Raw genomic sequence first — 16,893 nt, 5'->3', positions numbered from 1 at the left:
ATGAGCTACCCGCTGAGCGAGTCCTTCGCCACTGCGCCTGCCACCGGCTACACCGCAGTCCTGGGCGGAATGTCGGCGACGCACAACAGCGCGCAGCAATCCATCGACATTTCAGCTCCCAACAGCCAGTCCATCCTGCGCTTCAATGAAACCGCCCACGGCGATTTCTGGTTCGAGGTTGACGTCGAGTTGCTGACCGACCCAAGTGCCCGCAAGCACATCGGGTTGTGGATGACCACTGGCAATGGCTCCGAAGGCTACCGGTTCGCCCATCTTGATGGCGGTTGGAGCGTTTCCCGTTGGAACAGTGGTTTCGGTGACGGGGCTGGGGTGACGGTTGGGGTCAATGATGGGGCGAGGCCCATTGCTGGGTTGGCCGACGTGGCTCCGACCTTCAATGTCGGCCAGCGGCTGACCCTGCGTTGCGATGTGATCACCGGAGCCATTGACGCTAACGGCGTGCCTTGGGCGCGGTTCATCCAGTTCAAAGCGGATGGCGTGCTGATGTTTCAGGTTGGCGATGCCGCCTACCGGGGCAAGCTGATTCCTGGCGTCTTTTTGTACGGAGCCACGGCACGCGTCCACGCTATCGCAGGCGACACCCCGTCTGGTTTGCCCGCTTTTCCGACGACGGTGGACGTAAACGCCGACGACGATCTGCTGCCCCTGGCCGGGGGCTCGACCTCGGTGCCGCCCAATCCCGCCGCCAACATCGGCGTCAATTCCCAGGTCGACTTGTCGCGTCTCAACAGCCCGTCGAGCAATCTGTGGAACCGAGGTGGTGGCTACGACTGGCAGTTCCATCCGATTCCGAACGGACGCAAGAACATCCACTTCAGCGGCCACGGATTCATCGTCGGAACGGTCAAGGAGAAGGGACAACCCGACCAACCGCTGGCGCGGCGAGTGCAGCTCATCAGCGAGAACACCCGCGTCCTGGTCGCCGAGACCTGGTCAGACACCAGAGGCAACTACCGATTCGAACTGCTTGACCCGGCGCAGCGATACACCGTGGTCAGCTACGACCACAAGCAGATGTACCGCGCCGTGATCGCGGACAACCTACGCCCGGAGATGATGCCGTGACCGTTGCCATCACTGTTGAACACAACGAGGCGCGGCTGGCAGGCACCTTGGCCTTCCTCGACGCAGGCACCAATCCGGCGCGCCTGCGCATTTACGGCGGTACGCGTCCCGCCACCCCGGCGACGACGCCCGCGAGCGCGATGTTGGTCGAAATCAGGCTCACCAAGCCCGCAGGCACGATTGCGGGCGGACTTCTCACCCTGACGCAACAGGAGGACGGTTTGATCACCGGCACCGGCGTCGCCACGTGGGCGCGGCTGGTCAACGGCAACGAAGTCACGGCTTTGGATCTGGATTGCAGCGGTACTGACGGCGATGGCGATGTGAAACTGGCCAGCACCAACCTCTATCTGGGCGGTGACGCCCGGATGGTGTCGGCCATCCTGGGGTAAGCCGTGCCTGCCGTGTCTAACGAGGTGACCCTGGTCGCCACGTTACCCGCGCCCGCCGTCACCGTGGTGGTCGGTCCGCCCCTGGTCGACCTGCTCTTCGATCAACCGGCCGCCACCGATGCCAATTTGGTGTTCGGGGCCAACTACATCGCCCCGCGCGACGATGTGACGGTGCGGGCCACACTGCCGCTGCCCGTCGTCACGATCAAGTTCATTCCACCGGCCCGGGCAGAGTTGTTGGCCCAACTGCCGGGCCTCACGGTGCAGTCACTGGTCTTGCGCCCGAGCGTGCCCTTGAATGTGGGAGCTGGTGCTGGCGCAAGCCTGCCCGGCGTCGTGTTCACCGCAGAGGTCAGGTACGCGTCGCACACGCAGCGTCCCACGGTGGGTCGGACTGCGCACCTCTGGCAGGTGGCGCAGCAGACGGAGGACGGCGCGAAGCAGGGCCAGCAGGATGCGGCTGCAACGCCCGCAGGTTGGAAGACGTTCTGGCGACGTACGATTGCCGCGCCGCAAGGTGTCGACCATCGGTTACCCCCGGTCTTGGCCTCGCTGCCTGCGCAGCATCGCACCGGCCAGCAACAGGCTCGCCGCTTCCACGACTTGACGTGGTTCGCGCATCAGGATGGCACGTATCTCGAATTGGCTCGACTGAGCTTGTTCCAGAACGCGTCCCGCCTGCGCGATGCGACGAGATTTCGTCATCAAGACGGCGACCGCACCAAGCGCGCGGGACGGGTGAACCTTTGGCAAACCGCGCAGCAGCTCACCCAGCGTCGAGGGAGTGATTTTCAGAGCGCGAGTCCATCAGCGAGGGGATGGCGTGGCCTGTATCAGGATGCCGTCCCGCCACCGCCTGGAATCAGCATCTGTGTGATCCCAGTGCCGCCCGCGCCGCAACCTTGCTACACACCTAGCGCCCAGCTGGTGTTCGCAGCGTTGTCCCCAGCAAACAGCCACTTGCTGTTCGTTTGTGAAAACCACATCGACCCGCCACCTCCTGATGGGGAGCCGGTAATCGTTCCCGTTCGGAGGGTGTATTTCGTGATCAACAACGTGACCCTGCACCGGCTGCCCGATGGCCTGCCGGTGCCGGTGTTTAGCCTCTCACTGGCGCTCGATGCCGCCTCCTGGACGTGGGGCTTCGATGCGCTGCTGCCCGCCGCCGCTACAAGCCTCGTCGCCCCTGGCAGCAACGGCGGCCCGGTCGAACTGGTGGCCAGCGTCAACGGCACACCGTTTCGCGTGCTGGCTGAGAGCATCAGCCGCGAGCGGGTGTTCGGCGACGCGAGCATCCGCATCTCAGGAAGAGGGCGTAACGCCGTGCTGGCCGCGCCCTACGCGCCGGTGATGAACTTCCAGCAACCGCAGGCGCGCACGGCGCGGCAGTTGATGGAAGACGTACTTACGCTCAACGGCATTCCGCTGGGCTGGAGCATCGATTGGGGCCTGACCGACTGGAACGTCCCGGTCGGCGTGTTCACCCAGCAGGGCACGTGGATGGAGGCGCTGGTGGCGATTGCCAGTGCGGCCGGGGGTTACCTGATCCCGCACCCGTCCGACCAGAGCATCCGCGTGCGCCACCGGTATCCGGTCGCGCCGTGGGAGTGGAACACCGTCACGCCAGACTTCGTGCTGCCCGTCGATGCGGTGGCCCGCGAGTCGCTGCGCTGGGTAGAGAAGCCCGGCTACAACCGCGTGTTCGTGTCCGGCCAGGATGTCGGTGTGCTTGGGCAGGTGAGCCGGGCTGGGACTGCCGGGGATGTGCTGGCCCCGATGGTGGTCGATGCGCTGATCACCGAAGCCGCTGCGGCGCGCCAGCGGGGCATCTCGGTTCTGGCTGATACCGGGCAACAGATCGAGGTGACCCTGCGCCTGCCGGTGCTGGCCGAGACGGGGATCATCGAGCCGGGTGCGTTCGTCGAGTACCAGGACGGCAGCGTGACGAGGCTGGGCATCGTGCGCTCGACGCAAGTCGAGGCAGGAATGCCGGAGGTCTGGCAGACCCTGGGGGTGCAGAGCCATGCATAACCTCTACGAGCAGTTCCGCCAACTCATCCCTGAACCGCCATTACAGGCGGGCACGGTCGTGGGCGTCGGCTCCGGCGTTGTGACTGTCGCCTTGCCCGGCGGCGGCTTGACCCGTGCACGCGGCAGCGCCGCCATCGGCCAGAAGGTGTTCGTGCGAGACGACGTCATCGAAGGCGGCGCACCCAGCCTGACGCTGGAAATCATCGAAATCTGAAACCCATCTTCCTGATCACCCCTGAACCCGCCTTGGTGCCACGTGCATCAGGCGGGTTTCGCTTTTCTGGAGACCCGCAATGACTGAACCCGAACATCAACCCGCCGCCCTCGTGGAAAACATGCTCCTGCTGCGCCGCGAGGACTTTGACGAACTGCTCGACCGGGCAGCCGAACGCGGAGCTGAGCGTTGCCTTGCCCATCTCGGGCTGGAGAACGGCAGTGCTGCGAAGGACATCCGCGAGCTGCGCGATCTGCTGGAAGCGTGGCGTGATGCCCGTCGCACGGCGTGGCAGACCACCATCAAGGTCGTGACCACCGGCATCCTGGCCGCGCTACTGGTGGGGGCCGCCATCAAATTGAAACTGATGGGAGGCGTGCAATGACTGCCAAGCCGAAGATCTGCCTTCTGGACGACTGGCAGCGCGTGTTGCGACGGGCCTGGAGCATCCGCTTCTCGCTGCTGGCCGCTGCCTTTACGGCGGCGGAAGTGGTGGTGCCGCTGTTCGGTGACGTACTGCCGCGCGGCGCGTTTGTGCTGCTGGCCTTTGCCGCCAGCATTGGCGCAACCGTGGCTCGCATCGTGGCACAGCCGGAGATGCACCGATGATCCGGCCACCGCAAAGACGCACGGTGGCCGCGCTGACGCTGTCCGCCGCTGCCCTGGTCGGTATCGTGCTGCACGAGGGGTACACCGACCGTGCAGTGATCCCGGTCAAGGGCGATGTGCCGACCATTGGTTTCGGCACCACCACCGGGGTGAAGCTGGGCGACACCACCACGCCGCCGAAGGCGCTGGCGCGTGCGCTCACCGATGTGCAGCAGTTCGAGGGCGCGCTCAAGCAGTGCGTCACTGTGCCGCTGGCCCAGCACGAGTACGACGCGTTGGTGAGCTTTTCCTATAACGTCGGCAGCCGCGCGTTCTGCCAGTCCACGCTGGTCAGGAAACTCAACGCCGAGGACTACGCGGGAGCCTGTGCCGAGCTGCTGCGCTGGCGCTTCTTCCAGGGAAAAGACTGCGCGCTGCCCACCAATGCGCGGCTGTGCGGCGGGCTGGCTATACGGCGAGAAGCCGAATACCGGCAGTGCATCGGGGAGGCGTCGTGAGCGCGATTCCGTGGCCGTACCGGCTGCTGGCCCTCACGGCGCTCGGCGTCGCCCTGATTGGCTTCGGCTGGATCAAGGGTGCGAGCCACGTCCAAGCGCAATGGGATGCCGCCATCCAGCAACAAGCCCTACAGACCGCCGCCGCCCGCGAGCGGAACGCACAAGCCACCGTCAAGGTCGTCACCCAGTACGTCGACCGCGTCCGCGTCATCCGCGAGAAGGGCGACACCATCTTCAAGGAGGTTCCCGTCTATGTGCCCGTTCAAGCCGATGCTGCTTGCACTATCAACCGTGGCTTTGTGCGCCTGCACGACGCTGCCGCCGCCGGTGAGCTGCCCGAGCCCGCCCGAGATGCTGATGAGGCCGCCGCAGGCATTGCGCTCTCTGCCGTCGCCGGAACCGTTGCCGCCAACTACCAGACCTGCCATGAGAACTCTGAGCAACTGAGGGCGCTGCAAACGTGGATCAGGGAGATGACGGTTTCCGCCGAGCAATAGTGCTCAGGACGTCATCATGGATCGTTTCAGCAGCCATAAAGCCGTCGCAGATATTCCCAATCTGCCTGGAAATCACCATTGTGGAACGCGTCCTCGAATCAGCTGCCGTTTGTTGTGACGTTGAAGATCTGCTTGACCCAGTACAGGGTGAGGTCGTAGTTCAAGCTGATGACAGTTGGAATCACGCTGGCAAACGCACCCAATCAATCCGGTTTTCACTTTGATGTCTTAGCTTTAGCAGAGGCACGCTGCGAAGCTTCCAGATCGGCGATACGCGTCCCCTGCGCTTTCACTTGCTCCAGCAGCGATTGATTCTCTCGTTCAAAACCGGAGCGTTGCTGATTCCCCTGTTCGATGGCGGCCAAAACTTTCGCCTGCCACTGATCACCGGTGGTGTTGTTATCACGGTCCTGGAGGTAAGAGAAGCCAGCAAGAATTGCTGCGACTAGTGCCAAGACTGCCGAAGACGCGACAGACCACAGCGCAATTTTGATTTGCGTGCGCGTCGACTGGTCAGTCTTCTGGTCGCGCGCCTCCATCTGCTCCATCATGGTCGTCGCTGCGTCTACCAAGTCTTTGAGTGCTTTGGCAGATTCTGCGGTCATTTGACCAGTGAGCCGCGTCAATTCCATTTCTTCAGCACGCTCTTTGGCTCGCTCGCGTGCTTGCTCAGCCATCAAATTGTTCACCCTACTGAGGTGCTCAGTCTGGATGGGATGAATTTCCAGCACTGATTCACGCGATGGCTTGGTGAGTCTTTCAAACGCGCTCAAAGTTGAGCCCAATGCAGATGTGCTTTTACGCACCTGATCGAATAAGCTGCTACTGGAGCCGAGCAACTTCTCTCGAAGCCGCTTCGATGCCTGTAACTGCTGTTCAATTTCATGCTGAATCAGACGAATCAGGTATGTCGAACCTGCTTCACCGTGCTCCCTCGACGGCACTTTGTCATCCTGGCCTTCTTCCCTAACCGTCTGCCACCCAGAAGATTGCACGTAGGCTTCGGCTAACTGCTCGACTTCATCTTCCGAAAGCGTCTTCGCGATCTGAGGGTCGAGAGGCACACGTTCCGGAGCCTCATCGGATTCCACGTTCAGACTGGCAATACTGGGGAGGAAGGTCCTGATCTGAGAGACAGCATTCCCAGGCTCCAAATTTCCGAAATCGGCCATATCCCGTACCCGCAGCGGATACAGGTAGACGCGGCCAACCGACGTATCTACCTCGGCGACAGGCTTCGAGCGCAGCAGTAACTTCAGCGATTTCTTCTTGGGTTCATCGCCGGGACTCGGATTAGCATCAGTCATCGACCAAGTCCCCTATTCATATCGCGCTGCGCAATGCGACGAACTGGTTATTCGGCCCCTCAGACCGGATGTCGAGGTGCGGGCAATTCGACACCAAGTAAGCCAAGGGCCTCGTCAAGCTGAACGGGAAGAGGGCCGGCAACGATTGCAGGCTGTTCACCGATACGGGCTTGCCGACGTAGCGCACAGCCGCCTCGATCAGCCAAACGGTGAGTTCGTCACTATGGATGGGGGTCGGTGCAAGGCGGATGACGCGCTTGCCTTTCTCGACTCGCTCAACCGCGCCCCAGCTTGCTTGTGTCTGGATGACCATATTGGTCATGCGGCGCGTGCCTTCGCGTTCGCCGTAGATCTCGCTCATGCGGCGATGCACTTCCGCAGCAGCGCAATCGTCCTGAATGGCTGACAAGCGACCGACCAACTCTGCCACCTTCCCGAAAAACGGGTAGCAGGCCACGGCCACACCCCAACACAGCGCTGGAATGGGCGTGTCCGGCTGGCTTTTGTAGAGAGCCGCCGCCCGGTCGGCGAAATCCACCAACTCGGCGCGTGGCTCCAGCCAGAGTCTGTTCAAGACGGTTCGTGTTTTTTTCTTGGCCTCCACGCCAAGCTCGGCTGCGTCGAGCAGTGCATTCAGATCATCTAGCCCAGCTGTACCCGCACGAACCCGCAGTGCCGCAGCCGCCCAATCAAGCTGAATGAACCGATCGAACCCGATTTGAGGGGCTGATGTATTCATTCGTTTCCAATCACATATTTAACTTTCACAAACGGCACGATCAGCTCTTCAACCGAGATACCACCGTGGACGACCACCTGCTCACCATCGGGAACAAAAGCCGTTCGGCCACCTGCGAATAGGGGCATATAGCCCGCCGGTAGTCCAGCGATGTCCAACTGAACTGAGTTGGTATTCGCCGCTGCGGATTTCGCCAGCAACGATTCACTGCGATACACGCGCACCCGTTCGCCACGAGCTTCTGGAACATCCCCTTCGGATGGACGCCCCACACCAACAGCTTCAACGTTGCCGTGATCCGCTGTCAGATAAATGTGAAAGCCTCTGTCGAGCAGCAGCGCAAACAAGCGATCGACGAAGCCTGTTTTCAACCAGTTCGCGATCCACAAGGCCACATCTTGTTTGGAACGTTCCTTGTGCAGTCGGTCATCCACTTCGTCGACCACCAACCCGACCACCTTGGGCCGACGATCGTCCAGCGCTGCTTGCAAGGCATCCAGCTGCTCAATCTGCCGCAACGAGCGCTGGTAGAAAATCTCGCCCGGCTTGACGCCTTGCTCCTGCCAATAGGCCTTCCACAGATACTCTTCTTTGTTGGTATGGCCGATCGACTCTTCGAATTCGCGCGGTTTACGGCCAGAGAACATGGCCTGCCGTGACACCGAGGTCACAGTGGGGAGCCACGCGAAGGAAGTACCCTCATCGAACGCAAAGCGCTTCGTTGCCTCGACCAACCGCTCCCGAATCTGCACCCACTGATCCAAGGCCAAACCGTCAAAAACCAAGAGTGCGATCTTGTCGGCTCCGATCGCTTTCCGCCGCGAACTCAAATAGTCGGGGATGCGATGCACCATCACCGGCCCGTTGTGGAACGACAGCGTGCTCAGATCCGCATAGTGCTTGGCCGCCACCCACGCCTGTATCTGCTCATCAGACTGCTCCTGCAGCGTCTTCACGAGCGCATGAACGTCCTCCATGGCTTCCGCGCCATGGGCATTGCCCAGATCGTGCACGCGCGCGAGGATTTCGCCGTACTGCTTGGCGAATTCACTCCAGGCTTTGTGTGTGGCTGTCGCGCCGGGTATCGCATCAATCAGCTTGGCAATCCCTTTTTTCACGAAAGCGTTGCGTGCCTGTGGGTCCTGAACAATCCCGGCCTTGATCCAGCCTGGTGCCCCTGCTGGCACAAGCTCAACAGCCAGCGGGTGCAAGGAGCCATTCAAGAACATCGAATCAACGATGGACTGCACATCGGAGTGCGCAAAGGGAATGTCGACCTTGGCCACGTAATCGGGTGGCGGTGGTTCGCCAATGCGCGAGCCTTCCATGCCGAGATTCGCCAAGTAGCGATGCCATGCATCTTGGACCACGCGCAGCAACGCACTCTTCGAGGACAGCCACGTCGCCACAGGAAGACCTGTCAGCAACCCCTTGCTCTGGATGATGCTGGCAGCGTGCTCGGCAAAGACCTGGGGCAGCGCACGGTTGGCAAAGTGCATCCGCAACACATCACGCCAGAAGTCGCTTTCCGTGCGGATGCTGGAGCGGGGTGCCAGCTGGTAGATCCGCTCCAAGATAAAGTCTTTCGACTCGTTTTCACCGCGCACGCCTTGCAACTCGCTGTCGTGCGTCTCCAGCAAGGCGGCAAAGTGCTCAGGCTCAAGCTGCTTGACCACGTTGTAGGCCAAGCGCGGAAACAACTGCGCCAAGCCCAGACTCACGACACGCCCATAGTGCCCAATGTCCCAAGGCAGTTCATTGGGGTCTGCGCCGCGCCAGTGCACGACCACAGCGGGTGTCGACCCCGGCTCGCCACGATCCCATGCCGTGCGATAACGCTCTTCAAACTCGGCGCGGAACACGAACGGGTCTTCGTACAGCATGACCTCGAAGCCACGGCTGCGCAGCTCGGCCAGCAAACGCTCGTCCAGCAAGACGTCGTCCGGATCGCAGGCCACCCACAGCCGATCGAGATCAGCTGTGAAGCTGCTGAGAATTCGTTCAATCCACTGGCTCATGTACTTTGTGTCTTCCTCACGCTCTCGCCGGGTTGAACCTCGGCGGAGACGCGCACCATCATGACCGCATTCAGATCTGGCACGCTGGCCGCAGCGTCGGCCAACGCAGCCAATCTGGCGTCGTGTTCTTGTTGCAGGCGTTTGCGGCGATGCTCGCGCACAGCAGGCAGTCCGATGCGACCGATCGCCTGTTGCCTTGCTTCAAAGGCATAGTCGGCACGCTCCCGCTCTTCTTGCAGTCGGGTCCGATGCGCATCCAGCAACTCGGTAAAGATCCGTTCGCCTTGGGCTTTTGCCGCCGTCAGTGCTGCGCCAAACCACTTCACCGCATCTTCTGTGCCGCTAACCCCGTGCACAACCACCGTTTCAGTCAGCAGCAAATCCCACACGCGTTTGGCTGTCGGCACAAAGGCGCGTCCCTCTTCGTTGGTGAAAACGGGCAGGTAGCGTTTACGGTTCAAGCCTTCTGCGGACAGGCTGATCTCCCACAGTGACCAGATGCCACTCACAGAGTCAGGCAGGCCCGTTACCCGAATCACTGGCAAGAGTTGGCCCGCCACAAAGCGGGGTAGTTCGCTGATCACTGCGCGGGCGCGCGGGTCTTCCAGCGTCACCCACTCGATCTCTGGGTTCTCGTCAGCGGTGCGCGCGTCAAAGCACACCTGCGCTGCTTCGGTGCCATCCGCCCAAGTCACCCGCCAGGCCTTGCCCACCTTCGTTGCTGCGCCGCCGCGTGTGGCCAAGCCAGAGGTGATGGCGCGTTCCAGCCAAAACTGCGCGGGGTGGTCGCGCCACTTGCGGGCATCGTCTGCTTCCAGCGAGTGCGCGTCCGACAGCAACTCGCTGCTCTTTTTCGACTCGGCCAAGGTTTCGCGCAAATGCGAAACCACCGCATCGCATTCCTGCTCGATCGAAGCCGGGTTCTGCAAACCGTGCACGAACAGTTCTTCGAACAAAGGCTCTGCTTCCGCAGAGTCCATCACGTCAGACGCCTTGTCCACGCCGAACTGCTGGGCGATCACTTCCAGCTTCTCTTCCAGCACCTGGCGCACTCTGTGCTCCACAGTGTCTTCCAGCACGAAGTTGATGGCGCGCACCACATGCCGCTGGCCAATCCGGTCGACACGACCAATGCGCTGCTCAATACGCATCGGGTTCCACGGCATGTCGAAATTCACGATGACGTGGCAAAACTGCAGGTTCAAACCTTCGCCGCCAGCATCCGTCGAGATCAGCACGCGCACATCCTGCGAGAATGCCTTTTGCGCCTTGGTGCGGGCATCCAGATCCATGCCGCCGTTGAGGGTGGCTACCGAGAAGCCACGGCTCTCTAGGTAATTGGCCAGCATTGCCTGGGTTGGCACAAACTCCGTGAAGATCAAGACCTTCAGTGCCGGGTCGTTTTCTTCCTGCTGCAGCTTGTAAATCAGCTCCAGCAACGCCTCTGCCTTGGCATCGGTGCCCGAAGCCTCGGTCTCGCGGGCCAGGTCGAGCAGCGTTTCCACCTCAGACTTTTCCAGCTCCCAGCCAGTAGCCTGCATGGCCAAGTCCACTTGCGACTGGCCGTCCAGATCGGCCCAGTCTTCCTCGCTGGTGTTTTCAAACAAGGAGGGTTGCGCCTGAGGCTCCTCCAGCAGCGCCATGCGCTTTTCCAGCGTGGTACGTATGGCTGCTGTGCTGGACGTCACCAAGCGCTGCATCAGAATCATCAGGAACCCGATGTGGCGCTGCTTGGCCGCCATTGCCTGGTTGTAGCCGTGGCGCACGTAGTCGGTTACGGCTTCATACAAGCGCTGCTGTGCGTTGTGCCGCGCCTGCCATGCCACCGCTTGGAGCCGGGTCACTCGCGGTTTGAACAGGGGCTGGCCATCGGCATTGATCGACAAGCGCTTTTCTGTGCGAATCACAAACGGACGCACGCGGTCTCGATTCACGCTGCTTTCGTCCGGGAAGGCTTCGCGATCCAGCAACTGCATCAAACGCAGGAACTGGTCGGTCTTGCCTTGGTGCGGTGTGGCCGACAGCAGCAGAAGATAGGGTGAAGCCTCGGCCAGCGCTGCACCCAGCTTGTAACGCGCCACTTGTTCGGTGCTGCCCCCCATGCGGTGGGCTTCATCGATGATGACCAGATCCCAGGAGGCGGAGATCAGATCTTCAAAGCGCTCGCGGTTGTAGTTGTTGAGTTGCTCCAGACTCCAGCCACGCCGACTCTCCATCGGCTTGACCGAATCCAGTGAGCAGATCACCTGGTCGTGCATACGCCACAGGTTGTCTTCATCCCCCTGGTTACCACTGCGCCACTGCCGAAACGCGGCCAACTCAGAGGGTTCGATGAACTGCAGATGTTCACCAAAGTGCAGGCGCATTTCCGCCTGCCACTGGCGCACCAGCCCTTTGGGCGCAACCACCAGCACGCGCTTCACCCGGCCCCGCAGCTTCAATTCGCGCAACACCAGCCCGGCTTCGATGGTTTTGCCCAAGCCCACCTCATCAGCAAACAGGTAGCGAATGCGGTCGCGGCTGATGGCACGATTCAGTGCGTACAACTGGTGTGGCAGCGGCACCACGCTGGACTGGATGGGCGCGAGCAACAGGTTGTCTTCCAGCGCATCCAGCAGCTTGGCCGCCGCCGTGGTGTGCAGGATTTCCTCCACCGTAGGGCGAACACTCTCGAGCGGCGCAAGGTCCGAGGCGCGCGCCCGCACCACTGCGTCTTTGGCAGGCAGCCAAACGCGGTAGATACTTTCGCCCCACACCTCCTGCCGATCGATGACGCGGCACGACGCAGCCTGCCGCGTCAGCCAGCACCAATCGCCAACATTGAAGCCGCCGCCCGCCACGCTCAGAGCCCGTCCTCGGTACGGGTCAATGCCATGTCATACAGGGTGAGCAGCTTTTCGTCTTCCTGCAGCGTTTCCTCTGGCAGTTTGTTGGCGATGTTGATGATGGTCTGGTACTCCTTGGCTGCCCAAGCCGCCCGGAAACCAGCTCGCAGCACTTCCAGACGCGACTCCTTGATCTTGCGACCGGTGAAGGCCTTGTAGGCCTCGAACTCCTTGAGCAGCGCCTTCTCGCGCTTCTTCTCTAGGTCCTGCGCCTTATTCGGGTCGGGCACATACCAGCGATCTTTCGCCTTGGCGATCAAGCGCGGATCGTCTTTTTCCAATCCGCGCAGATCCTTGAAGTTTGTAGATAGCAGACTGTGGATCTGGCTGGGCACTTCCCCGGAACCGTCGTACTGAATAAAGTTGCTTTCAAGCAACTGGGCCAGCTCAGGGATCACTTCGCCTTTCTTCTTCGCGGCTCCAACGATCGGAATGTATTCCGTGTGGATTTCAGGATAGGTAGACGGTTTGCGCTTCAAGAAATTGCTGAGCCAATCGATCGCACTGCGCTCATCCGACACAAACAGCTCCATCGCGCGCACCTGGGGAATCTGTTGGCGCTTCTTGTCGTACTCCACGGCTTGGTCTGGCAAAAAGTACATGCCATCGCGCTCTGCGAAGCGCTGCGGCAGTTCAGCCAAAAACTCTGGAGTGGAAAGCGGCACCATTACGCCGTGACGAATAAACCAAGAGGCCATACGGTCATAAATGCGGCGTGGATCGCGCTCAACGATATTGACTAGCTCGGGGAAGTCACCTCCGGTGACTTTGACGGCTGGCAACTGTTTCAAATGTGTCTGTACAAAATCCCACGCCGATTCGACCGTCGGCCCGTGTTGACTAAGTCGATCCTCAAGCCCTCCGTTGGGCTTGTAGGCCGAGATCACCAAATCCTGCTTCACCGTATTCGGCGACACAACTTGCTGAAAACTACCTTGAACCTTATCTAAGGCGGTAACTTCTGCTACAACAAACCCCACCTGTTGCAAAGCGACTTGAATAGCATTCCAAACGGCCGCGCGGCTATTGGAGAACACCACGGTCATCCATCTGCCCGGCTTCAGAACTCTGTAATACTCAGCAAAACATTTCTGCATAAGAAGTTGGTACTCAGGGATACCTTTTTTCTTAACGCGATCAATAATGGCTTCTGATGCGGGGGCAGTAGTTACTCCATGCCAGGACTCAACAAAGAAATTTAAGTCCGAGTAATAGATGTTTTCACCAAATGGTGGGTCGGTGAAAATGTAGTCCACCGATTCTTTTGGTAGGGTTGTGGCGTGGGCACTACCCGTCCCGATAATCGCATTTCCAACGCTGGTTTTGAATGCTGAGAATGCTTTGACCAAACGGTCGAGCTTGCCTTCAAATTGCGCCCAGGGGCTCACTTCGGAAATGATTGATGGGACATAGAAAACGCCCGGCAGATCAAGCCCCACCTGAGAACCGCCGATGCGTCCATGCTGAATCGGCTTGTATCGATTCAGGACAGACATCCCACGGATGCCTTGCTCGATGAAAAACATGAGCATCTGCCGCACTCTTTGGTCTGGATGCTGCTTTGCTTTGCGCCAAAGAAAGGCCATAGATTGCATCGACCTATCAAGGAACATGAAGTGAACTGCAGCTGTGTTGGTTGTTTTCATTCGCCCAACGCGAGTCATCTGACAATCCGGCAGTCTGTCCATCGGAAAGTCATCTGGAATAGGCAGAGACTTGATGCGCTGCAAAACCTTCAAATCATTTGCATCTGGTTTTTTCTCGTACTTGGTTTTCCCAATTCGATATTGGATAAATGCGGGGACGCGTTTTGGTCGCTTTTCAGGGGTATTGGTCGCTGGATCAAGAAAACTTTCGAAGGATAGGTCCATCTGCTCCTTCGTTCCCATTGCTCCACAATGTGGGCACGTAATGACGTCATCAACACGCTGAGTCTCCTCGTCGAGTGCGACATCAGTAAAAATTAGCTCGCCAGCGCAAGACGAGCAGGACAGGACCTCACTCCAAACCGTGTACTCGATCCTTGCTTTCGTAACGCCATCGCTATGCAAAGTCTCATACATCCATCCAAGCTCATCCTCCACATCCTTTAGTAGCTTGGTGCCAGCTTTGGAAAACGCCTGAACATCGAAAGGCAAGTTGTAATTGGCAGCAATAAATGTGGCGGCCGGAGACAAGTCATTGATGACAACTTTTCTTGATCCCCACCGTGGCAACGCCTTGCCCTGTTTTTTCCATTCTGTTTCCAGCTCGTGGCGATACGTGGGTGGTGCGATTGCACACCACTGAGCGGCCACCCCGGTCATTCCTGAGCCGCCAAAGCCATCTAGTACGATTTCGCCAGGCTCTGTGTAATGGAGAATTGATGGCACGATCGCGAGATGTGGCACCTTTGTGTGATAGGAATGTGCACGATATATCTGGTCCGTCTTTCCCACTGAGACATCAATTGTTTGCGGTTCTCGGCTGTACTTTAGGCTTGGGTCATACTGTTTTCCGTTCTGTCGCACGAATTCTTCGAGGAATGGGTTTGGACACGCGGTGTAGTACGGTGGGTCCGACATCGCCAAGATGGCCTCGTCCGTCCCCTGCGGGAAGCCTTCGATTTTGCGGAATGCCGGATCTTTGAGTTTGTCAGCCAGTAATTTCAAAAAATGCTCGCGGCGCGCATCTTCGCTCGGGAACGTCTGGCCCAGACATTCCACCGGAGCGGATGGTTTGGCTGAATCATTAAAAAGGGAGCTGGATGATGTCATTGTTCTGGTTCCTGTTTGGTGGCAGGTTTATCCTGCATACGCAGGGTTTTGAGTTTCACGCCGGTTTCGGTTAGCACGTACTGCTGTTTGGAGGATGTGGGCTTGTCTGGCACCGTCATGCGGATTACGCCGCCTGCCAGCAATGGCTCCAGATGCTGGGCCTTGAAGTGTGGACGCTGCTTGTATCCGGAAATGTTGAGCAGTTCGCTGAGCGTTCGCGGAGTGTCGGTGTGCTCAACAATCAGCCATTGAATGGGGCTCAACTGAACAAGTGCTTGGACTTGTTCAGTCACCTCAGGCACGACTTGTACAGTGACTTGTTCAGTCGCCGCCCCCTGTGCGGCATGGGTTGTAACTGGTTGATCTTGCTGGGAAACAACTGCGCCGGACGGCAAGAACCTCTGCCTCAGATGCTCCGCCAAAGTGTACAAGTGGGCACCTTCGGTCAGCGGTGCCAGCAAGGCTTGTACGGTAAGTCGCTGAACAAGAGCCAATGCCGCCGGTCCAGACAGGCCGGTTAGGCCTTTGATGTCCGCCAAATCGACCTGCCCTTGACGGATAAGGTAAGCGAATACAGCTGCCTCGTGCTCCGACAAGCTCATGCCCAAGCTGGCTTGAGCCAGCAGTTGAGCCTCGCTCAACAGCTTTTCTTTGCTTAAGCGAATGCGAAAAATTTTTTCGGCTTTGTTGTTGTCGATCTCGGGCGGTACGTAGCCCAATTTACGCCAGCCTTCAAAAATTGCACCGACGCCGGTACCACCTTGATCGGACAAACCAACGCGACGAAAGGCACTCACGATACTCGGATTGCGAACCTCCTTGTCGCCCGGATCAAGTAGCTGCTCTGCTGAGGCAAAAGCATCGCCGGGGTTAAAAAATTCGGCGCAGTCACGAAACAAGCGAATTGCAGGAACGCGTGTGTGGTCACCAAAATCTTGGTGTATCAGCAAGTTAATCGCGGCTTCGCGGAAGGAGATGTAATCTGGCGGATCATCGTCGCGGCGCAAAGTTGCAGCATCCACCGAGAACGGCCGCTCACTGTGCTTGAAGTAAAACTCAATGACCGATTGCCAGGCTTTAATCAGGTTTTCTTCAACGGTAACGCGGTCAGCCCAACGTACGCTTGGTGTGTATTCGTCTTTCTTGTAACGGTAGAGCTGTAGGTCAACCACCATGCGTGGCAGAACCTGCCTCACGTACTCGTCAGCTCCGAGAACCAATATGGCCGCACGCGTTGGCAACAACACTCCGCCACGCTCAATGACAAAACCCCATTTGCGTAAAAAAGTGGCGTTGTCTTGCGTGCTGCCTTTGCCAGGGTTGCTGATATCAAATCGCTTGCGATACCAATTCACCGAAGCCTCGTCAAAGCACTGGTGAACATCCAGATCCAGCGGCTCTGCATCAAAGCGATCCGATGCGGCATCCCGCATAAAGCGCTGCAGCTCGTCGCCCGTGCAAGTGTCGTCTCTGCCGCCACGGCGGACATAGGATTTCTTGGGATTGCCATCGATGTACACAGGCTTCTCACTTCTTTGTGCTTCTGGCACATAGAAAACGATAACCATGCCTTCATCAAGGCTGTGTATCTTTCCGTCGACAGGGAGAAAGATGCTGATCTTGTTCTTGTCCCTTATTTGACCCAAAAAATCATTCTGTACTTTGTCGGCATCAACCACGCCGGAAACCGAAAAGGTTCCGTTCTGCTGTTTGACGCCAAATACAAGATAACCCCCTGCCGTGTTAGCAAAGGCGCTCACTGTCGACAACGCGTCCTTTGGTACCGCCCAAGCCGCTTCCTTGAATTCAATATCGTTCCATTCAATGGAATTCAATCGGTTGAGGAGTTCATCGCGATTCAT

14 protein-coding genes are annotated in these 16,893 nt (G+C 59.0%); 8 read left to right on the top strand and 6 right to left on the bottom strand.

All coding sequences use genetic code 11. The features are described 5' to 3' along the window. The 8 genes from AC1PPL_RS12225 (at position 1) to AC1PPL_RS12190 (ending at position 5,326) form a co-directional block, all read left to right on the top strand. Positions 1 to 1,086 (top strand): hypothetical protein, encoded by a 1,086-nt coding sequence (locus tag AC1PPL_RS12225; protein WP_479973367.1) that lies wholly within the window; start codon positions 1 to 3, stop codon positions 1,084 to 1,086. Then, positions 1,083 to 1,478, top strand: a complete 396-nt coding sequence (locus tag AC1PPL_RS12220; protein ID WP_479973366.1) for a hypothetical protein — start codon at positions 1,083 to 1,085, stop codon at positions 1,476 to 1,478. Before AC1PPL_RS12225 ends, AC1PPL_RS12220 begins: the two co-directional genes overlap by 4 nt. A gap of 3 nt (positions 1,479 to 1,481) precedes the next feature. Further along, positions 1,482 to 3,509 (top strand): hypothetical protein, encoded by a 2,028-nt coding sequence (locus tag AC1PPL_RS12215; protein WP_479973365.1) that lies wholly within the window; start codon positions 1,482 to 1,484, stop codon positions 3,507 to 3,509. Further along, positions 3,502 to 3,723, top strand: a complete 222-nt coding sequence (locus AC1PPL_RS12210; RefSeq protein ID WP_479973364.1) for a hypothetical protein — start codon at positions 3,502 to 3,504, stop codon at positions 3,721 to 3,723. Before AC1PPL_RS12215 ends, AC1PPL_RS12210 begins: the two co-directional genes overlap by 8 nt. Before the next feature lie 79 nt (positions 3,724 to 3,802). Beyond that, on the top strand, positions 3,803 to 4,108 hold the full coding sequence (locus tag AC1PPL_RS12205) for a DUF6127 family protein (RefSeq protein ID WP_115075718.1): 306 nt from the start codon (positions 3,803 to 3,805) through the stop codon (positions 4,106 to 4,108). Further along, entirely contained in the window at positions 4,105 to 4,332 is a 228-nt protein-coding gene (locus tag AC1PPL_RS12200) for a DUF7940 domain-containing protein (protein WP_054066618.1), read from the top strand. Before AC1PPL_RS12205 ends, AC1PPL_RS12200 begins: the two co-directional genes overlap by 4 nt. Next, on the top strand, positions 4,329 to 4,829 hold the full coding sequence (locus AC1PPL_RS12195) for a lysozyme (RefSeq protein WP_479973363.1): 501 nt from the start codon (positions 4,329 to 4,331) through the stop codon (positions 4,827 to 4,829). The genes AC1PPL_RS12200 and AC1PPL_RS12195 overlap by 4 nt, the downstream gene beginning before the upstream one ends. Further along, positions 4,826 to 5,326, top strand: a complete 501-nt coding sequence (locus tag AC1PPL_RS12190; protein ID WP_479973362.1) for a hypothetical protein — start codon at positions 4,826 to 4,828, stop codon at positions 5,324 to 5,326. The genes AC1PPL_RS12195 and AC1PPL_RS12190 overlap by 4 nt, the downstream gene beginning before the upstream one ends. 215 nt (positions 5,327 to 5,541) lie before the next feature. On the opposite strand, the gene AC1PPL_RS12185 is transcribed toward AC1PPL_RS12190, so the two are convergent. Genes AC1PPL_RS12185 through AC1PPL_RS12160 form a run of 6 tightly spaced genes read right to left on the bottom strand, consistent with a single transcriptional unit; the run spans position 5,542 to position 16,893 of the window. Continuing rightward, complete coding sequence (locus tag AC1PPL_RS12185) at positions 5,542 to 6,633, bottom strand: hypothetical protein (RefSeq protein ID WP_479973361.1); 1,092 nt, start codon at positions 6,631 to 6,633, stop codon at positions 5,542 to 5,544. A 16-nt stretch (positions 6,634 to 6,649) separates the two neighbouring features. Next, complete coding sequence (locus AC1PPL_RS12180; RefSeq protein WP_479973360.1) at positions 6,650 to 7,372, bottom strand: hypothetical protein; 723 nt, start codon at positions 7,370 to 7,372, stop codon at positions 6,650 to 6,652. Continuing rightward, entirely contained in the window at positions 7,369 to 9,390 is a 2,022-nt protein-coding gene (pglZ, locus tag AC1PPL_RS12175; protein WP_479973359.1) for a BREX-3 system phosphatase PglZ, read from the bottom strand. Before pglZ ends, AC1PPL_RS12180 begins: the two co-directional genes overlap by 4 nt. Further along, the gene (locus AC1PPL_RS12170) at positions 9,387 to 12,230 is read right to left on the bottom strand and encodes a DEAD/DEAH box helicase (RefSeq protein ID WP_479973358.1); all 2,844 of its coding nucleotides are present in this window, start codon (positions 12,228 to 12,230) and stop codon (positions 9,387 to 9,389) included. Before AC1PPL_RS12170 ends, pglZ begins: the two co-directional genes overlap by 4 nt. A gap of 2 nt (positions 12,231 to 12,232) precedes the next feature. Then, positions 12,233 to 15,031, bottom strand: coding sequence for a DNA methyltransferase (locus tag AC1PPL_RS12165; protein WP_479973357.1), 2,799 nt, complete (start codon positions 15,029 to 15,031; stop codon positions 12,233 to 12,235). Further along, positions 15,028 to 16,893, bottom strand: a complete 1,866-nt coding sequence (locus AC1PPL_RS12160) for an RNA-binding domain-containing protein (protein WP_479973356.1) — start codon at positions 16,891 to 16,893, stop codon at positions 15,028 to 15,030. Before AC1PPL_RS12160 ends, AC1PPL_RS12165 begins: the two co-directional genes overlap by 4 nt.

This window comes from Diaphorobacter sp. B2A2W2 (assembly GCF_056730635.1).
This window is presented reverse-complemented; position numbering and strand designations above follow the sequence as displayed.

Bases quoted from the DNA above. Each gene is read 5' to 3' on its own strand.
- AC1PPL_RS12160 (WP_479973356.1), bottom strand. From the start codon at position 16,893: ATGAATCGCGATGAACTCCTCAACCGATTGAATTCCATTGAATGGAAC.
- pglZ (WP_479973359.1), bottom strand. From the start codon at position 9,390: ATGAGCCAGTGGATTGAACGAATTCTCAGCAGCTTCACAGCTGATCTC.
- AC1PPL_RS12165 (WP_479973357.1), bottom strand. From the start codon at position 15,031: ATGACATCATCCAGCTCCCTTTTTAATGATTCAGCCAAACCATCCGCT.
- AC1PPL_RS12180 (WP_479973360.1), bottom strand. From the start codon at position 7,372: ATGAATACATCAGCCCCTCAAATCGGGTTCGATCGGTTCATTCAGCTT.
- AC1PPL_RS12225 (WP_479973367.1), top strand. From the start codon at position 1: ATGAGCTACCCGCTGAGCGAGTCCTTCGCCACTGCGCCTGCCACCGGC.
- AC1PPL_RS12200 (WP_054066618.1), top strand. From the start codon at position 4,105: ATGACTGCCAAGCCGAAGATCTGCCTTCTGGACGACTGGCAGCGCGTG.
- AC1PPL_RS12195 (WP_479973363.1), top strand. From the start codon at position 4,329: ATGATCCGGCCACCGCAAAGACGCACGGTGGCCGCGCTGACGCTGTCC.
- AC1PPL_RS12185 (WP_479973361.1), bottom strand. From the start codon at position 6,633: ATGACTGATGCTAATCCGAGTCCCGGCGATGAACCCAAGAAGAAATCG.
- AC1PPL_RS12210 (WP_479973364.1), top strand. From the start codon at position 3,502: ATGCATAACCTCTACGAGCAGTTCCGCCAACTCATCCCTGAACCGCCA.
- AC1PPL_RS12205 (WP_115075718.1), top strand. From the start codon at position 3,803: ATGACTGAACCCGAACATCAACCCGCCGCCCTCGTGGAAAACATGCTC.